Origin of the sequence: Maribacter sedimenticola, assembly GCF_900188415.1 — a bacterium.
Lineage (GTDB): Bacteria > Bacteroidota > Bacteroidia > Flavobacteriales > Flavobacteriaceae > Maribacter > Maribacter sedimenticola.
Genome location: NZ_FZNV01000001.1, coordinates 814,424 through 832,384 on the forward strand (window position 1 = coordinate 814,424; position 17,961 = coordinate 832,384).

Genomic DNA, 17,961 nt, shown 5'->3' on the forward strand with positions numbered 1-17,961 from the left:
GCTTATCTGTTTAAATATAATCTTCCTTGGACGGGTTCAAAGTTATCCTTGTTGTAATTGATGATATAGAAATAAATACCATTTGGAGCAATGGAAGAACCATTACTACCATCCCATGCAGGATTGTTTTTATCGCCCTTAAATAATGTTGTACCATATCGGTTAAGGATTTCAATGGTATAGTCGGGAAAAATGGTTTCAATGTTGGGAACAAAAAAGGTATCGTTTCGATTATCCGCATTGGGAGAAAACCCGTCCGGAATGAAAAAATCATAATCTTCGGGATCACATGCGCTTAAGTCTACATTTACCGGAACACGGGATGCAGAAGAACAACCAGTTGCCGGGTCCCTACTTTCGGCATAATAAACAGTGTCCGTTTGTAATGGGGTATCATTGTCAAGTGCAGTACCCCCTGTTTCCGTAAGAAACCAAAAAACGTCATTTTCCATTTCATCTTCCAGGGCCCTAAGTTCTTGCACCGTAGGATTGTCCAATCCACATGCCGTTAGTTCGGTGTCAGATAAATTGGATGGCGCCACGGTTATGATTGTTGGCGTTATTGCCAATCGTTGGCTGCTAGTACAATTTTGTTCATTTAGGATTGCGGCATAATAGGTTTGTCCATCTACCAAGGTTGTGGTTGAATCCAATAAAGTGCCGCTTACATCTGCATTAAACCATATAATGGAACTACCTGCTGGGCTATCTATGGCAATCAAGGATAATGTAGGATTATCCTCTGCACAAAAGATGGGGGCGGAATTGTTCGTAGTTGGTCCTGAAGGATCGCTTAAAATTGTCAACACCCGTATACGGTCGGAACCTTCACAATTACTTGCGGGATCGGTGTTGGATATATAATAATCCTCCCCGTTTTCCAGTAAGGTCGTTATAGGAAGTATATCGGTATCCGTTGCGGTGGCATAAAATAAAAGCGCTCCATTGGAAGTGACCTCTATATCCATTAAGGTAGGTTCATTGGGGTAATCAACCGTACAGAATATCTGTTCTTCGGCTGCTTGAGGAGCTTCTGGTATACCGCCTCTTGAGAAGTTTTCCTGTTCTTCAAAATCATACACTAGACGGCATGGGGTCGTATCATTTTGGGTACTTCGAACACTTGCCGTATAATTTCCTATGGGCAATGCATCCACATCAATTTGATAGTCTGCCGTACCGCCCGTAAAATTGATGGTATTGGTCGTCAATATGGTATTGGAATCCATTTCCATAACATCATAAGTTATGGTATAGGAACCATCACTTAAAACAGGCGCATCTATAATGACATCTATTTGTGTTGCGTCACAATTATTATCTATTTGTAAGTCCAACTGTATTGGACTAGGAACGGGAATTACAGTAAAATTAGCAGTTAGCGGACAGTTGGTAGAATAACTATCCGTTATTGTTAAGTCTATATCATAATCGCCCTCGGTAGCAAAATTTGTATTCGGAATTGTTAAAGATGCAGAACCGTTGGTAAACGTTAAAGGCGCATTGGATATCACTATAGGGTCGCCCGTAGGTAAATTTAAGGTGTAATCCGTACTGTACGCACCGTTGGCAAAATTGCCATCCTCGTCCAAAATATTCGTAAAGGTTACCGTTGCATCGTTATTCACACAAATATCTTGTACGGAAACACTTGAATCCGCAGCCAAAAACGTGGTAGGCGGCACTAAAATAGTAGGGCATATGTCCCGCAAAGGCGAAACGCTTTCAATTCCTAGAACGCTAAGCGTTAAAATTCTATTTACAGGTACCAGATCCGGATCTACCATAAAACTACCGCTACCGTTGGTCAATGTAGTAGGGGCTTCTTCTAGCCTACCATCTACGGAATACGTTAATATAAACGAACCATTATGAAAGATTGTGTCGTCATAGGTTAATTCAACAATATAGTCCGAACCAAAACATACACTTTCTGTAGTAATCTCTCCGTCCAAAACAGGTAATATATTAATGTTGACTACAGAGGACTGTTCTTCACAAACCGGGTGACTGGGGAAAACCGTATATGTAAATGAATAGGTGCCATATCCAAAATTATCGTTCAGTTCCTGAATATTTATAAAAGAATCATTTAAATCACTGAGTTGGTTCGTGCCATTTTCCGACCATGTACCGTTGGGGTCTTCACCAACTAATCTACTGTTCAAATCAAGATTGGTATAGCCAGACAGATCTTCATTGGTACAAAAGGTAAGACTATTGGGTAATCCTGAGTTGGCGGCTGGATGAACTTCCAAAATAACGGTAGATGTACGACTGGCACAACTACTTACCTCGAGTACCGTATAAGTAAATATATATATGCCCGGACCAGCGGCCTGCGCATTGAAAATATTGTTATCCAATTGATTGGTTGCTGTACTGGGGTCTTCTTCCCAAAGACCATTAAAATCCTGTACTTTACCATCAATATTACTGCCTAAGAATCCATGCAGGTTAACGTTGGAGTCATCACTACAGGCATTGGCACTGCCATCTATATTATCCTCCCCTGGATAGCCGCCAAGATTAATGGTCACCACTGCAGATTGATTACAGGCGGTATTGGTATAAGTAAATCTATGAATACCGTAATTGTTGATACGCCATAAATCTACTATGCCCGTAGTCTGGTTTAGTGCTACAAAATTTGCGGGGTTGGTAGTAGACCATGTACCACCAGTTGCTGGGGTTCCGCCCAATTGGGCAAAAAGGTCAAAGTTTCTATTGCCTACATCGGCATCTTTGGTACACACATCAATGGTTGTGCTTGTGCCGGCGCATTGTCCATAAACAAAATTATAGGAGCTTAGGACTAATAGCGGTACAATTAAAAACCTCAATTTTAAAATGTTCATTTAAGGGGAATTGGTTGGTTGGATGTAATTGTCCATTTTTAAAGGTATTTCGGAAAGATAGGGTGATAAAAAATATGTTGTCAGTTATCAAATTTGTAGGGTGAATACTACTAAACATGATTGTTAAATCTGTTTGGCACATGTATTTGGTCGATCAATTATTGATTTTTATATAGGTATAAAGAAAATGTAGGTGTTGCCAACAATGCGGTTTTTGGGTACATTGGCTATCTTTGACAACTAAAATTAAATAATGCGCATACATTTTATAGCTATAGGGGGGAGTGCAATGCACAATTTAGCACTTGCCTTGTCTCATAAGGGATACCAGGTAACAGGTAGTGATGACGTTATATTTGAACCATCAAGGTCCAGATTGCAGGCAAAGGGTTTGTTGCCATTGGAATTTGGATGGTTTCCAAATAAGATAGATGCCGGCCTGGATGCTATTGTATTGGGTATGCATGCCAAGGAAGATAATCCAGAATTGTTAAAGGCACAGCAGTTAGGTCTTACCATCTACTCCTATCCGGAATTTTTATATGAACAGTCCAAAAATAAAACACGCGTAGTTATAGGTGGTAGCCATGGCAAGACCACTATTACTTCCATGATATTGCACGTGCTTAATTTTCATGATATAGAAGTGGATTATATGGTTGGGGCACAGTTGGACGGATTTGAAAGAATGGTGCATTTAACGGAGCATAATGATTTTATAGTTTTGGAAGGGGATGAATATTTATCTTCGCCAATAGACCGAAGGCCCAAGTTTCATTTATACCAACCTAATATTGCGCTTTTAAGCGGTATAGCCTGGGACCATATCAATGTCTTCCCCACATTTGAAAATTATGTGGAGCAGTTCAGGATATTTGTGGACAGTATCGTTAAAGGAGGCTCAATAACCTACAATGAAGAGGATGTTAACGTAAAAGCAGTAGTAGAGGCCTCTGAAAATGCAATTCGTAAATTGCCCTATAGCACGCCAGAATATTCTGTAGAACATGGAGAAACCTTGTTGGAAACGTCTGAAGGCCCTATGCCCATAGAAGTATTTGGCAGACATAATCTAAGCAATTTGGCAGGTGCCAAATGGATATGCCAAAACATGGGTGTGGACGAGGATGATTTCTATGAAGCCATTGCAACATTTAAAGGAGCGTCCAAACGATTGGAGAAAATAGCGGAAGGCTCGTGCAGTATTGCATACAAGGATTTTGCACATTCACCCAGTAAGGTAGCGGCTACCACTAAAGCAGTCAAAGAACAATATCCTGATAGAAAATTGATTGCATGCTTGGAACTACATACATATAGCAGCTTTAATCCGGAATTTTTAAAGGAATACAAAGGTGCCCTAGATGACGCAGATGAAGCCGTAATTTTCTTTTTACCGGAATCCGTGGCCATTAAAAAATTGAAAGCGGTTACCCCGGAACAAATAATGGAAGCCTTTCAACGTAATGATTTAAGAATATTTACCGATGCCAGATCATTCCATAAGTTTTTGGAGACCGGTTCGTATAAAAATTCAACCTTACTGTTAATGAGCTCCGGAAATTATGGTGGTTTTGATTTAGCAAGATTACAGAATTTAATGGTTTAGGGTTATGCTGAATATTTTAAAACATAAGACTAAACTTGTTTGAGATATTAAATTCAGTACTAATGAAAATCGGGAATTATTAAGCTTGCCGATAACTTATTTTAGTTTTTCAGCAATTACGACCCAACGAACTATTATAGACCAAATTGTTTTAAATGGTGGTCTAGGTGCTTATACTCCAACTGTCCCCATTGATCCTTTGTAAATTCTCCGAATGCAGGATGTGGATACCATCTATCTCGACTTTTGGTTGCGTGGAAATCATCTATTAATTGATGTAGTAATCTATATTCTTCATCAAAATTTTTCTCCTCTTTGGCTTTTAACTGTGGTGCGGTAGGCAGACCTTTACGCCAAGGTTTGTCATTGTATAATGATTTTTTAAAAAAGGTTTTTACGAACCAATTACCTTTAGAGGTGTTGGGACGGTTTTCTACGGCCAGTTTTAACGGATATTGACAATGCCAGCACATTTGTGCAACGGACATTTTACCCCATTGCCGATCAGTATCTTCCTTTAGGTTGTTCAATCGGGACTTAATGTCTTTGTAGCCATCTTCGTTTAAAAGTGATTTCATGGTTGCTTCTTTAATTGATGTTTAAATTTAGGATAAAATAATTAGTTCTGTATCTTTAGCCTATGCCGGATAAATCTACTTCCTTTTCCATTAAAAATTGGTCCGATGATGATAAACCACGTGAAAAACTGGTGCAGAAGGGGCGTTCCGTATTGTCCGATGCAGAGTTGATCGCTATTTTAATAGGTTCTGGCAGTAGGTCAGAAAGTGCTGTTGAACTTTCTAAACGTATCTTGGCATCGGTAGGCAATAATCTCAATGAACTCGGTAGGCTCACCATAAAGCAGTTAATGGAATTTAAAGGTATTGGAGAAGCAAAGGCCGTAACCATTGCTGCCGCATTGGAAATGGGAAGAAGGCGTAGGGGAGAAGATTCTTTGAAAGTCGATAAAATAGGAAGCAGCCAAGACGTATATAATTTATTACAGCCCATAATGGGAGAGTTGGAACATGAGGAATTCTGGATACTGTTCCTAAATAACAGCAATAAAGTTTTACATAAGGCCCAAATGAGTAAAGGTGGTATAACCGGGACCTTGGTAGATGTACGCCTAGTAATGAAACAAGCTTTGGAACTGGGTGCCGTTGCAATTATTTTGGCCCATAACCATCCATCAGGTACATTGCGACCCAGTGGGGCAGATAAGCAAATTACCCAAAAAATAAAATTGGCAAGTGAAACTTTGGATGTAAAGGTCTTGGATCATTTGATCATTACCCAAAAAAGTTATTTTAGCTTTGCAGATGAAAAATTGCTTTAAATGTTATTGATCTATACCCATAAGATAACACCCCGACTTACCTATATCATGAGGCATATCTTTGTGAATATGTTGGGTATAGAACTTGACTTTACCACCAAAGTAGAAGAATTTATAAAGCATACGGGCCCAAAGATTACATATACCAAACAACCTCTGCAAAATGAGTTTTTTATTCGTAGTAATGAATTGTTATTTGAACAGGGCATAAACGATGTGGAGATAAGTGTGGGGGATTGGGAAGGTATACCGTGCTTCTTTTCCAATGGGGAGCGTAGTAACATTCCTTTTGATATTTTTGCGGCAAGCTTTTTTCTACTGGCCAGATATGAGGAATATCTGCCCCACGTAAAGGATATTCATGGTAGATTTTCACCAAAGGATAGTATTGCTTACCAAAATGACTTTTTACAAAAACCTGTAGTAGATTTATGGGCATATAAACTATTGGACGCTCTTAAGGAACGTTTTGATGACCTTGAATATAGGAACAGGTCTTATGATTATATATCCATTATAGATGTAGCCACATCACATTGCTACGCCAATAGGGGGATTGCCCGTGGTTTGGCTGGCTTGATTATGGATTTGGGAACCTTAAAATTAAAGCGGGTCTATGAACGTGTGGCCGTTCGTTTCAATAGACTAAAGGACCCCTATGATAATTTTGCGGCTTTGATCGCCATGCATAAAAAATACGGTGTAAAATGTAATTTCTTTTTTCAGTTCGCGGATTATTCCAAATATGACAAGAATGTATCAACCAATAGCATGAAATTCAAATCGCTCATCAAATATGTTGCAGATTATGTTCCTGTCTCCCTGGCTGCCTCCTATAGTTCTTTTTCTAACCTAGAACTATTGAAAAAGGAAAAATCTAATTTAGAGGAGGTCATCAATAGGCCGGTCAATAATTCTAAAATGCGCTATAATAGGGTAGATGTACCCGAAACCTATAGAAACTTGATTGCGGCAGAATTTACGGATGACTATACCATGGGCTATACTTTTGAGCTGGGTTTCCGTGCAGGTACATGTTCACCCTTTCAATTTTATGATATTCCATTAGAGGTAAAACAACCTATAAAAGTGCACCCCTTTGCTATTCATGATTATGCCTTGTCAAAAATAAAAAAAGACAATGTAGTATTACAGCAAATTCAAAGAATACAGAAAGATGTAAAGGATGTACAAGGTACGTTAATCGCCATGTTTACCAATGAATTATTGGGTAACAATGATGAAAGAAACTGGTTAAGGCTCTACGAAGAAATCATAAAACAACAACATGTTCAAGAATAAGGTGACCGATATTTTTTTTGACCTGGATCATACCCTTTGGGATTTTGATAGGAATTCCGCCTATACGTTTCAAAAAATTTTTACTGAACAACACATCAATGTTGATCTGTCCCAATTTTTGGAAGTTTATGTGCCTTCCAATTTAAGGTTTTGGAAAATGTACAGGGAAGAAAGGATTACCAAATCAGAATTGCGATATCAACGTCTAAAAACGGTTTTTGATACTCTTTCCTATAGCATATCTGATGAGGTCATACATCTATTGTCCCAAGAATATATTGCCCATTTATCATCTTTTAACCATCTGTTCCCTAATACTATAGAAATTTTGGATTACCTAAAACCTAAATATAGGTTGCATATCATTACCAATGGTTTTCAGGAAATACAGGAAAAAAAATTAATGGGCGCCGGTATACATGGTTATTTTGAGCACATTATAGATTCAGAGATGGCAGGGGTAAAAAAACCTAATCCAATAATTTTTAACCTGGCCTTGCATAGGGCAGGGGTAGCACCGGATAAATCCTTAATGATAGGAGATAATCTAGAAGCCGATATCCTAGGGGCAAAAGCGGTTGGACTACATGCGGTGCATTTTAATGCGCACCGCGAAGATAGACATGATGAAGCCCCTATAATTTACGATCTACAAGAAATAAAATCCATTTTATAGAGTTACTAATATAAGAGGTGTCAGCCTCTTTGCCAATAATTCTAAAGATAATGAAAGGGGTTTGTAACTTAATAATGGTATTCTTTGCTCTTGCACTGATGTTCTCATGTACGGACAAGCAGGATTTTAACCAAATAGACGATCTGGAGATTACACCAACATATGAGACCAGTGTTTTTTATGTAAAGGCCCAAGAAAGTATCATTAACCGTATTAACGGAGTTAGTTTTTTTTCACAGGATTTTAATTTTGATGCCTTTGCAGAACCATTTTTTGCAAATAGGGTGCTATCTGGGGTTTTGACCTATGAGCTTGAAAATACTACTAGTAAACCTATTGAAATTATTCTAGAGTTTTTGGACGAGAACGAAAATATACTTGATACCGAAATTTTCAGAACCGATGCAGCACCTACATCCACTTTAACCAGGGATGTAGCCTATGGACCAACCGGTAAAAACCTTGAAATTATAAGAAATACTTCAAAAATAAGATTGAACGCTACTAATCTTGGCGATAACACTAGTGCATCAAGCTTGCCGGATCCGGCAATAATTCTACGTTCCAGCGCAAAATTTACTTTAGAGGTAAGATGAGTTTATCCCGTTTATTGTCCATAATCTTCATCATGTTTACCTTGGGAGCACGTGCCCAGAACAAACAGATTCTTTATGATTTCAATGAAATACCGCAGTCGTTGAATCTGAACCCGGGTATGGAAACTGATTTTAAATGGTTTGCGGGAATTCCATTTTTGTCTGGTATATCAGGATATGCAGGCTCCAACAATATCTCGGTAAACGATATTTTTGCCGATGATGGTTTGGATATAAATCTAAAAATAAGGGAAAGGGCCTTAAATGTGCTGACTCCTAAAGATGAATTTAGTTCAACGATTCAACTGGAATATATTAATGGCGGATTTAGATCTGCTGACCCTACAATCTTTTATTCTTTTGGGGGCTACTTGGAGCTTGACAATATTACATATTGGCCACAGGATTATGCCAGCTTAATTTTTGACGGTAATGCGGACCAATTGGATAGAGAATATGATTTAAGCGATTTAAAATCTAGAGGATCAATGGTCAATGTCATGCATTTTGGCATCAATAAACGAATGGATAGGAATTTGACTTTAGGGGTCAGGGCAAAGTTATATTCTGGTATTGTAGATTATAGTACTTCTACAAACAAGGGATATTTTAGGAACACCATTGGGCAGAATAATAGAATTGCAACAACATTAAGTGCGGATTTAATGTTGCGCACATCTGGAATAGAAGCTTTTGATCAAGCTGCCGATGATGATGCCGTAAGTAGTGAGTTTATTAAAAGGGCATTTCTAGGAGGTGATTTAGGTCTAGGACTGGATGTAGGGTTTACCTATCACCTATCCGAAAGGACCACACTAACAGGTAGTATTTTGGATTTAGGTTTTATGCACCATTCCAACAGCGCTAAAACATACAGTTTGGAAGGTAGGGCCACCGTAGAAGGTATACAGATAGATATTCTGGAAGATTTTGCCAACCTGAATACGGATTTCTGGCAGAATTTGGTAGATGAGGTAGAAGCCGCAATACCATTTAATACAGATACCAAAAGTTACATTAGTTTTAGGCCCACAAAATTGTACGGATCAATACGTAATGATTTCGGTGAACCAGTTGGTAATACCGGTGGGCGGTTAGATTGTAATTGTACCGTAGGCTCCTCAGGTGGAGGTGAGTTGCGTATGGCATACCGAAATTCTATAGGGGCGCAAATTTATATGATCAATAGACCACGAGGCCCACAAGTTGCATTAACCGGGTTCTATACGCGTAGAATTGGTAATATTATAGCTTTAAAGGCAACTTATACAGCAGATAAATTCACCTATACCAATGTTGGTTTGGGGTTGAACATTCAGGCAGGCCCGGTCAATTTATATGCTATGGCAGATAATTTACTTTCCTATCGGAATTTAGCTGCAAGCCATTATGCCTCATTTCAATTTGGTATGAATATTATATCATGGGGAGCTAAAAAGTAAGAGGTCTTCTTTCTTTAAATTATTTTTTTGGCACGCTTTTTTCATATCTTACCATGAATTAAAAATCCAATACATTTTGAAAACAATTTTTGCGCTACTTTTTACATGTCTAGGTTTATCTGCTTACGCTCAAACTAGCTTGAACGACTATAAATATGTCGTTGTACCCAAAAAATTTGAAGCCTTTAAGAAGGTAAACGAATACCAAACAAGTACATTGGTTAAATATCTATTTAACGGAAAAGGATTTAATGTCGTTTATGACGATGCTTTGCCTTTGGATTTAAGAGCGAATAGATGTTTAGGACTGATGGCAGATTTGCTTGACGATAGTTCTATGTTTACTACCAAAGTAATGGTATCACTAACAGATTGTAATGGGGTAGAAGTCTATAAAACGATGCAGGGCATGAGTAAGGAAAAGGAATATAAAACATCTTACTCTGAAGCAATACGGGAAGCTATGCGTTCTTTCAATGGTGTGGACTACACTTATGCCGGTGAGGATGTAAATAATGAAAGTATAACAGTAAGTTTTAAGAACGATGTTAAAACAGTTCAGGAACCTAATACCAAGGATGTTGAGGTAGCCAAAAAAACGCAGGAGATTGTTGAAGCTAAAGAACCTGTAAAATCCGTAACGGTCAAGGAAGAGGCTACGGAAGATACCCAACTTTATAAGAACAATGAACCGGTGACCTCTACCATTACCAAGGTAGAAAAAGAAAAGCCGGCATTTAAAAAATTACAGCCTAACCTATCTAAAATTAAGGATATATTATACGCCCAAACTACTGAGAATGGATATCAGTTGGTAGATAGTACACCAAAGATTAGAATGCAATTGTTAAAAAGTTCTGCCGATAATGTGTTTATGGCCAAAACCGATGATAAAAACGGAATGGTATACCAAAAAGACGGTAAATGGATTTTTGAGTATTACGATAACAATACTTTAATTCAAGAAGAACTGGAAATCAAGTTTTAAAACTCATATTTATCTTTCCATCTATTCTTTAGGAAATCACTCAAAGCTTTTTCCCTTTGGTTATTTCCTGGCTTGTAAAACGTAGTACCCATTAGCTCATCAGGTAAAAACTCCGCTTCTACAAAGTTATTTTGATAGTCATGGGCATACTTGTATTCCTGCCCGTAACCTAAATCTTTCATTAATTTAGTAGGGGCATTGCGCAATGGTAACGGTACTGATAAATTACCGGTTTGCTTTACCGTTTGTTGTGCTTTGCCAATGGCCATATAACTGGCGTTGCTTTTCGCTGAGGTGGCTAAATAGATTGCGCATTGGCTCAATACAATTCGTGCTTCAGGATACCCAATGGCAGAAACGGCCTGGAATGTGGTATTGGCTATTACCAATGCTGTAGGATTTGCCAATCCAATATCTTCAGAAGCTGAAATAAGCATTCTACGGGCTATGAACTTTACGTCCTCACCGCCTTCTATCATTCTGGCCAACCAATATACGGCACCATTTGGATCACTACCGCGTATAGATTTTATAAATGCCGAGATTATGTCATAATGTTGTTCTCCTGTTTTGTCATAGAGCACAGTATTTTTTTGGACTTTTGAAAGTACTAGTTCATCCGTAATGACAATGGCATCGCTATCTTCCGAATTTACGACAAGTTCAAAAATATTAAGTAATTTTCTGCCATCGCCTCCGGATAGTCTTAGTAACGCCTCCGTTTCCTTTAGTTCTATTTGCTTAGACTTTAAGAAACTATCCTTGTCCATGGCCCTTCTGATCAGGTTTTCCAAATCATCCTTACCAAAGGCATTTAAAATATAGACTTGACAACGGGACAATAGCGCGGGAATTACCTCAAAACTTGGATTTTCGGTAGTTGCTCCAATTAAGGTGACCCAACCTTTCTCAACGGCACCCAATAAAGAATCTTGTTGAGATTTGCTGAACCTATGTATCTCATCTATAAATAAAATGGGATTTTTAGCGGTAAATAGGCCACCCGCCTGTTTTGCCTTTTCAATAACTTCCCTAATGTCCTTTACGCCACTATTAATAGCACTTAGAATATAGAACGGTCTTTGACTTTCTTGTGCAATGATGTTGGCGAGCGTTGTTTTGCCCGTTCCTGGTGGTCCCCATAAAATAAGTGAAGGAATAATGCCTTTTTTTATTTGATGGGTAAGCGAGCCTTTTTCACCTACCAAATGATGTTGGCTAATATATTCATCCAATGTTTTTGGACGTACGCGTTCAGCTAAAGGTTCGTTCATAATACAAAAGTATGATAAACTTAAAAGATTGGATAATTCTAATGTACCAATCCTTGATTTTAAAAAATAATGACAATTTGACCAGTTTGTTTAAATTGGATACATAATTGCGTTTTTCAAGAAAATTCCGGACTATGTCAGATTCAGGACATTTTAAATTCTCTAAGACCAATGTAATCGTACCCTTAATGGGTATGATTTTGATATGGCTTGTGTATTGGATGGAACTTCAAATGGGCATTAATCTAAATGAATACGGAATAATGCCAAGAACGTTTTTAGGACTTAAAGGGGTATTGTTCAGCCCTTTTATTCATGGTTCATTAGAACATTTATATAACAATACCATTCCATTGGGAATATTGTTGATGGCCTTATTCTATTTCTACAGGGATTTAGCTTGGCGAATGCTACTTTATGGAGTTTTGTTATCTGGTTTTTTGACTTGGTGTATCGGTAGGACCTCCTATCATATCGGCGCAAGCGGACTTATTTATGTTTTGGCCAGTTTTATTTTTTTTAAAGGGGTTTTTAGCGCTTATTTTAGATTAATAGCCCTCTCCTTAATCGTTGTTTTCATATATGGAAGTTTGTTATGGTATATTTTTCCGGTCAAAGAAGGTATTTCTTGGGAAGGCCATTTAGCAGGATTCATAACAGGTCTGTTATTGGCCGTTATCTTTAAAGTGAAAATTCCTGTTCAACATAAGTATGATTGGGAAAGTGAAGATTATAATGAAGATGACGATCCTTTTTTAAAACATTTTGATGAGAACGGCAATTTCATTGAGTATATGGAAAAGGAGGAATCCTTAAGCGATGATACAATTGTTCAATATCATTTTAAACCCTCTAAAAAAGACGAATGATCCCAATAAGTTAGGTGGGTTGTTAGAGCCTTTGCCGTACTGCTTCATATAGAAATACTGCACAGGCCACCGAAACGTTTAAGGATTCAATTTCTCCCAGTAAAGGTAATTTTGCACAATAATCTGACGCTTTCAATATAGAAGGGGAAATACCACGGTCTTCCGCACCCATTACAATGGCAATGGACTCCTTAAAGGAAATGTCGTAGACGGATTCCTTGGTCTTTTCCGTAGCGGAGACAATTTTAATTCCACAAGCCTGCAAATAGAAAACGGCATCCTTTAAATGGTCAACTTTAGCAATAGGTACTTTATACGCTGCGCCTGCAGATGTTTTTATAGTATCTGCCGTTACTGGTGCAGCTCCTTTTTTCTGTACGATAATACCGTCTACACCTGTACATTCCGCAGTTCGTATTATAGCGCCAAAATTACGTACATCAGAAAGTTGGTCCAATAATAAAAATAGGGACGGACCATCCTTTTGATCGGCCTTTTCCACTAATTCCTCTAAAGTAAAGAACGAAATAGGGGAGATGTTGGCCACCGCACCTTGATGGTTATTTTTGGTCAACCGGTTTAATTTTTCTACCGGCACGTAGACCATATTGATTTCATTTCTTCGCAAAAGGCTTTCCAATTCCTTCATAAGCTCACCCTTTAAGCCTTTTTGGAGAAATACCTTGTCTATCTCCTCGTTTGAATTAACGGCCTCTATAATGGCTCTTAAGCCATAAATTTGCGTAGTCTTTACCATGGGGCAAAAGTAAATAAAAAACCGCCCAACTATTGTTGGGCGGTCGTAAATCTTACTATTAAATATGCTTAACTGTTCAAGTAATCAAAAACCTTGATTAAGTCCGCTTCATTTTTAATATTCAATTCATTTTCTTTTAAGTATTGTTTCAATTCAGCCTTTTCATTGCCGTCCATAAGTTTTATTAAATGGCTGTTTTTTAATTTGATTTCATCCATTCGATTTACACCCTCTTTTTGAAAATAATACTCTGTAAATTGTGTAAATCTACTTGGTACCGCCTTCACAAAAGAATTAGGAGCAGGTTTCCCTTCTGTGAATTTTACGTAATTTCTTTTGTACAAATCATAAGTTTTACCATCTATAATCGTGGTAAGGTAACCGTTTAAGGTTTTTTTCTTAGATGTAGTAAAGGTTTTGAAGCTCATTTTTTTACCACCGGTGATAATACTAATTTTCTTATCCCTGGAAAGACTTTGAATGGCTGCTTCCTCAATATTAGCTTTTTTAATTTCAATTTCTTCATTCAAGGCATTATATCTATAAAAAATATTACCCATATTTTCATCACCATAATACATTGTGGTTGGCAAAAAAGTATCGGTGATATACGGCGAACCCTGATAATCAGAATACATATTGTCATTTTTTTTATTCCGTTCGCTAATAGGCCCCATTAAATCATATATGGCTCCTGATGCACCTTCGCCACCACCAGCGGACATATTTGTAGAAGCTTGACCAGCATATTGACCAAATCCTGAAGTTAACGTTCCAACGAATAAGAACAGGCAAAATAATTTTCTCATAATAATATCTTTAGCCTAAACATAATAAAATTATGTTAATAGTCAGGGTTTTAAAAGTTAATTTGGTGTGAAATTGTAAGTATACATCTCATTATTGTTATTTGTGCAAATTATGAGTGGTTTATTTTCATATTCAGTAATAATCATATCCTTTAAATTGTCAGTAAAATACAGGCCTGCCTCTTCATAGGGCATGGGGTCATATCCATCTTTTTGATTGGATATGAGCACTAGTCCAGATATAGCATCTAGTCTAGGGGTTTCTACTTCGGTTTCAAAAATATTACCAGCTACGATACAATCTTCAAAGCCATCATTGTTCAAATCTATGAATACGCTGCTGAGTATGGGAAATTGTTGTGCTTCTATTGGTAATGCGGTTGTTTTGAATTTTCCTTCGCCTTGGTTAATAAGTAAAAGTGATTGAAAATTTGTAACTTCTTTTGAATAGGACTTTTCTAGATTTTCTCCATAAATATCCTCTAATGATGCATTCGCGAAAGAAGAATAGCTTTTGAATTTATTTTTGATAAATGGCATTTGTTGAGAAGAACATTCCCTACCACGCACGGGGACATATTTACCTTTATATTCTTTGCTCAAAACAACATCATTGGTGCCATTATTATCAAAATCGTTGGAGAATATTTTAAATGGTTTTTTAGTATTTGCCTTAAATTTTAAGTTAAGTCCAACATTGCCTACTACATAATCTTTTAAGCCATCGTTATTAATATCGGTTTCTTGAATGGAAAACCACCAACCTTGTTCTAATAATGGGCTTATTTTATCTAAAGTAAAAGTTCCGTTTTCGTTTTTAAAAAAACCAATACCCGTCCATTCCCCAACTGCTATAAAATCTTGCCAACCATCATTGTTATAGTCGGTACTGATTATACTGTTTATAATTCCAAAATCCTCTAGCTGGGGAGCAATATCCTTGGTGACATCTTTTAATACCCCATCTATGTTTTCATATAATGTGGAAGAGGAATGCTGTGGGTATTTTTTGGGTATAGACCTGTTGCCAACCAATATATCGATATCCCCATCTTTATCATAATCAATAATCTCTACGCTCTTACCGTTTTTAGCAAAAGCTACCAATGCAGGGTCTTTAGATTTTGTAAACTCACCTTTGCCATTGTTCAAGTAAATTCTATCTTGATATAAAGATGAATTTTCTTGGAACTCATTACCTCCACTTACTACATAAATATCAAGATCATTATCATTATCCATATCAAAGATTATGGACTCCATATCTTCAAATGATTTATCTTTCTGAAATATTGAAGGAACACTCTTTCTATACCCTCTATTTGTCTGATAGTAAATACAAGCCGGTTGATTGGATGAACCGCCAATAAATATATCGGTTAAACCATCCGCATTTAAATCTCCTAGAGATACGAATGGTCCAAAAGTGGATTGTTTATAGGGAAGTAATATTTCTGATGCAAAATCATCATATTCATTTTCAATGTGGGTGTAATCAAGACCTATAGTTTTTGATTTTAACTCATTAAAAATGGGTGGAGTACTTAATTCATTAACGGATTCCTCTGTTGCATTGTTAATATCCAATTGTACTGTACTATTTGCATCAATATTATAAAGTGTTTCCCTTTTTCCATTCAACCAAGTGATAGATAAGGTGTCTATTTGAGTATTGTCTCCAAGTCCAAAATGTATGCCATTTTCCTGTGAAGACATGTATCCTCTAACCCTTTTTAATTCTGCAAACTGTGCCTTGCCATTATATCTGATCTCTACCTTACAAAATGGCTCCGAAGTATCACCTATGGGGTTTATTTTTAAATAATTTCCTTTACCCTTTTCTATAGTAGTGTTTTTGTAAAGAAATGCCTCTTCATCCATATTATTGACAATCAAATCTAAATCACCATCATTATCCAAATCGGCTTGAGCAACTCCATTACTGAAAGAATAGTCATTTAGGCCCCATTGATCCGCCTCTTCTGTAAAGGATAGATTGCCTTCATTTGTATAAAGAACATTGGGGAGTTTTTCGGAAGGCATAGAGGCATAAAGTTGCTCCTTTATTTCATATGGTACGTTTCCGCCATATTTTCTTTTAGCAGCGTATACCTTGTTTTGCAAATCATTATCCAGTGCATATTTTCTATATCCGTTACTTATATAGATATCATTATCCTGATCATTGTCAAAATCTGACATTAATACGGACCAGCTCCAATCTGTATTGGCGGTCTCTGTCAACTGTGCTATATTATTATACTTGTTATTGCCTAAGTTTAGCTGTAATGAGTTAAACATATATTGGTAATGAAAACCTGCTGTATTCACTAGATAATTGAACCTTTGTGGATTCATGGAGGCCATTAACGTTTTGGACCTTATGTGATCGCTGGATGACATATCCAACGTAAAAATATCTTGTTTGGAATCAGCGTTGATATCTGCAATATCTATGCCCATACCATAATAGGATATATGCTGAGTATATTCTTTTATGGATTCTTTAAACGTACCATCATGTTGGTTTATGTACAAGGCATCCGGTATATAATAATCACTGGTCAAATACATATCTAGCCAACCGTCTTTGTTTATATCACTTATGCAAAGTCCTAATCCAAATATGGGATTTTCTATTCCTGCGCTTTGGGTTATGTCAACAAATTTTCCATTGTCATTTTCATATAAATGGGAACTATTAAAATATTTTATTTCATCGTTCTTATTTATGAGCTTATAAAAATTTACGGGATCAACACCATAAATTTCATTTTCGTTCATGACAATACAATCCAAATCACCATCTTGGTCAAAATCAAAAAATGCTGTTTGTGTGGATATGCCCATATCAGCTAAACCATAATCTTCTGCTTTATCTGTAAATGTCAAGTCTTTATTGTTGATGAGTAAAACATTTTTCCTGTTTACACGTTCATTTGGACCTCCCTGTGATATATAAATATCTTTATAGCCATCATTATTAATGTCTACGAATGTGATACCATTGCTCCAGTGTTTTGTGTCATTGATTCCGGAAGAAGCGGAAATATCCTTGAATTCAAGATTGCCTTTGTTCAAAAAAAGTTTGTTGGGGACTTGGTTACCGCAGAAAAAGACATCAAGCAATCCATCATTGTTTAAATCTTCTACACCTACACCGGCACCGTTATAAAAGTAATCGAAACTAAAAAGATTTTCTAGTGTTTCTAGGTTTTCGGTAATGTAATTGGAGAAGTTTAATTTACTTTGGCTGCTAGGGATTTTTTCAAAAATTGGTGATTTTTCTTGTTTAATAGTTTTTTTGTCCACGTTTTTTGTGGATGGGGTAGATTCTTTTTCTGAATTACAAGAGATAATTAAGATAAAGAATATGTATATTATTTTTTTCATGAATTATCGTTGATGGGTAATATTAGATATTACGTATAATTGTAAACTG

Annotated in this window: 14 protein-coding genes; 8 read left to right on the forward strand and 6 right to left on the reverse strand. The window is 36.9% G+C overall.

The genetic code is table 11. From position 1 onward, the window contains the following. Positions 1-2: 2 nt before the first annotated feature. Positions 3-2,858, reverse strand: a complete 2,856-nt coding sequence (locus CHB68_RS03325; protein ID WP_089259425.1) for a gliding motility-associated C-terminal domain-containing protein — start codon at positions 2,856-2,858, stop codon at positions 3-5. Positions 2,859-3,111: 253 nt separating this feature from the next. Between CHB68_RS03325 and CHB68_RS03330 the strand changes: the two genes are divergently transcribed. Beyond that, complete coding sequence (locus tag CHB68_RS03330) at positions 3,112-4,467, forward strand: UDP-N-acetylmuramate--L-alanine ligase (RefSeq protein ID WP_089259426.1); 1,356 nt, start codon at positions 3,112-3,114, stop codon at positions 4,465-4,467. 134 nt (positions 4,468-4,601) lie between these two features. On the opposite strand, the gene CHB68_RS03335 is transcribed toward CHB68_RS03330, so the two are convergent. Beyond that, positions 4,602-5,045 (reverse strand): DUF1569 domain-containing protein, encoded by a 444-nt coding sequence (locus tag CHB68_RS03335; protein ID WP_089259427.1) that lies wholly within the window; start codon positions 5,043-5,045, stop codon positions 4,602-4,604. A 62-nt stretch (positions 5,046-5,107) separates the two neighbouring features. On the opposite strand from CHB68_RS03335, the gene radC reads away from it, so the two are divergent. From radC to CHB68_RS03365, 6 genes are all read left to right on the forward strand, one after another. Continuing rightward, positions 5,108-5,806: a RadC family protein gene (gene radC, locus CHB68_RS03340; RefSeq protein ID WP_089259428.1), complete on the forward strand. Its 699-nt coding sequence runs from the start codon at positions 5,108-5,110 to the stop codon at positions 5,804-5,806. Next, the gene (locus tag CHB68_RS03345; protein WP_089259429.1) at positions 5,807-7,108 is read left to right on the forward strand and encodes a polysaccharide deacetylase family protein; all 1,302 of its coding nucleotides are present in this window, start codon (positions 5,807-5,809) and stop codon (positions 7,106-7,108) included. Continuing rightward, positions 7,095-7,784 carry a YjjG family noncanonical pyrimidine nucleotidase gene (locus CHB68_RS03350; protein ID WP_089259430.1) on the forward strand — a complete coding sequence of 230 codons (690 nt, stop codon included), beginning with the start codon at positions 7,095-7,097 and terminating at the stop codon, positions 7,782-7,784. Before CHB68_RS03345 ends, CHB68_RS03350 begins: the two co-directional genes overlap by 14 nt. Before the next feature lie 50 nt (positions 7,785-7,834). Further along, positions 7,835-8,380 carry a hypothetical protein gene (locus tag CHB68_RS03355; protein WP_089259431.1) on the forward strand — a complete coding sequence of 182 codons (546 nt, stop codon included), beginning with the start codon at positions 7,835-7,837 and terminating at the stop codon, positions 8,378-8,380. Next, the gene (locus tag CHB68_RS03360; RefSeq protein WP_089259432.1) at positions 8,377-9,822 is read left to right on the forward strand and encodes a DUF5723 family protein; all 1,446 of its coding nucleotides are present in this window, start codon (positions 8,377-8,379) and stop codon (positions 9,820-9,822) included. Before CHB68_RS03355 ends, CHB68_RS03360 begins: the two co-directional genes overlap by 4 nt. A gap of 76 nt (positions 9,823-9,898) precedes the next feature. Next, positions 9,899-10,810, forward strand: a complete 912-nt coding sequence (locus CHB68_RS03365; RefSeq protein WP_143815164.1) for a hypothetical protein — start codon at positions 9,899-9,901, stop codon at positions 10,808-10,810. Here the strand turns inward: CHB68_RS03365 and CHB68_RS03370 are convergent. After that, positions 10,807-12,084 (reverse strand): replication-associated recombination protein A, encoded by a 1,278-nt coding sequence (locus tag CHB68_RS03370; RefSeq protein WP_089259434.1) that lies wholly within the window; start codon positions 12,082-12,084, stop codon positions 10,807-10,809. The genes CHB68_RS03365 and CHB68_RS03370 overlap by 4 nt on opposite strands. Before the next feature lie 134 nt (positions 12,085-12,218). Here CHB68_RS03370 and CHB68_RS03375 point away from each other — a divergent pair, with 134 nt between their 5' ends. After that, positions 12,219-12,953, forward strand: coding sequence for a rhomboid family intramembrane serine protease (locus CHB68_RS03375; protein ID WP_089259435.1), 735 nt, complete (start codon positions 12,219-12,221; stop codon positions 12,951-12,953). A gap of 22 nt (positions 12,954-12,975) precedes the next feature. On the opposite strand, the gene rlmB is transcribed toward CHB68_RS03375, so the two are convergent. The 3 genes from rlmB to CHB68_RS03390 form a co-directional block, all read right to left on the reverse strand. After that, complete coding sequence (gene rlmB, locus CHB68_RS03380) at positions 12,976-13,710, reverse strand: 23S rRNA (guanosine(2251)-2'-O)-methyltransferase RlmB (protein WP_089259436.1); 735 nt, start codon at positions 13,708-13,710, stop codon at positions 12,976-12,978. A gap of 68 nt (positions 13,711-13,778) precedes the next feature. After that, positions 13,779-14,519 carry a hypothetical protein gene (locus CHB68_RS03385; RefSeq protein WP_089259437.1) on the reverse strand — a complete coding sequence of 247 codons (741 nt, stop codon included), beginning with the start codon at positions 14,517-14,519 and terminating at the stop codon, positions 13,779-13,781. A gap of 57 nt (positions 14,520-14,576) precedes the next feature. Continuing rightward, on the reverse strand, positions 14,577-17,912 hold the full coding sequence (locus CHB68_RS03390; RefSeq protein ID WP_089259438.1) for a VCBS repeat-containing protein: 3,336 nt from the start codon (positions 17,910-17,912) through the stop codon (positions 14,577-14,579). Between the last annotated feature and the right edge of the window lie 49 nt (positions 17,913-17,961).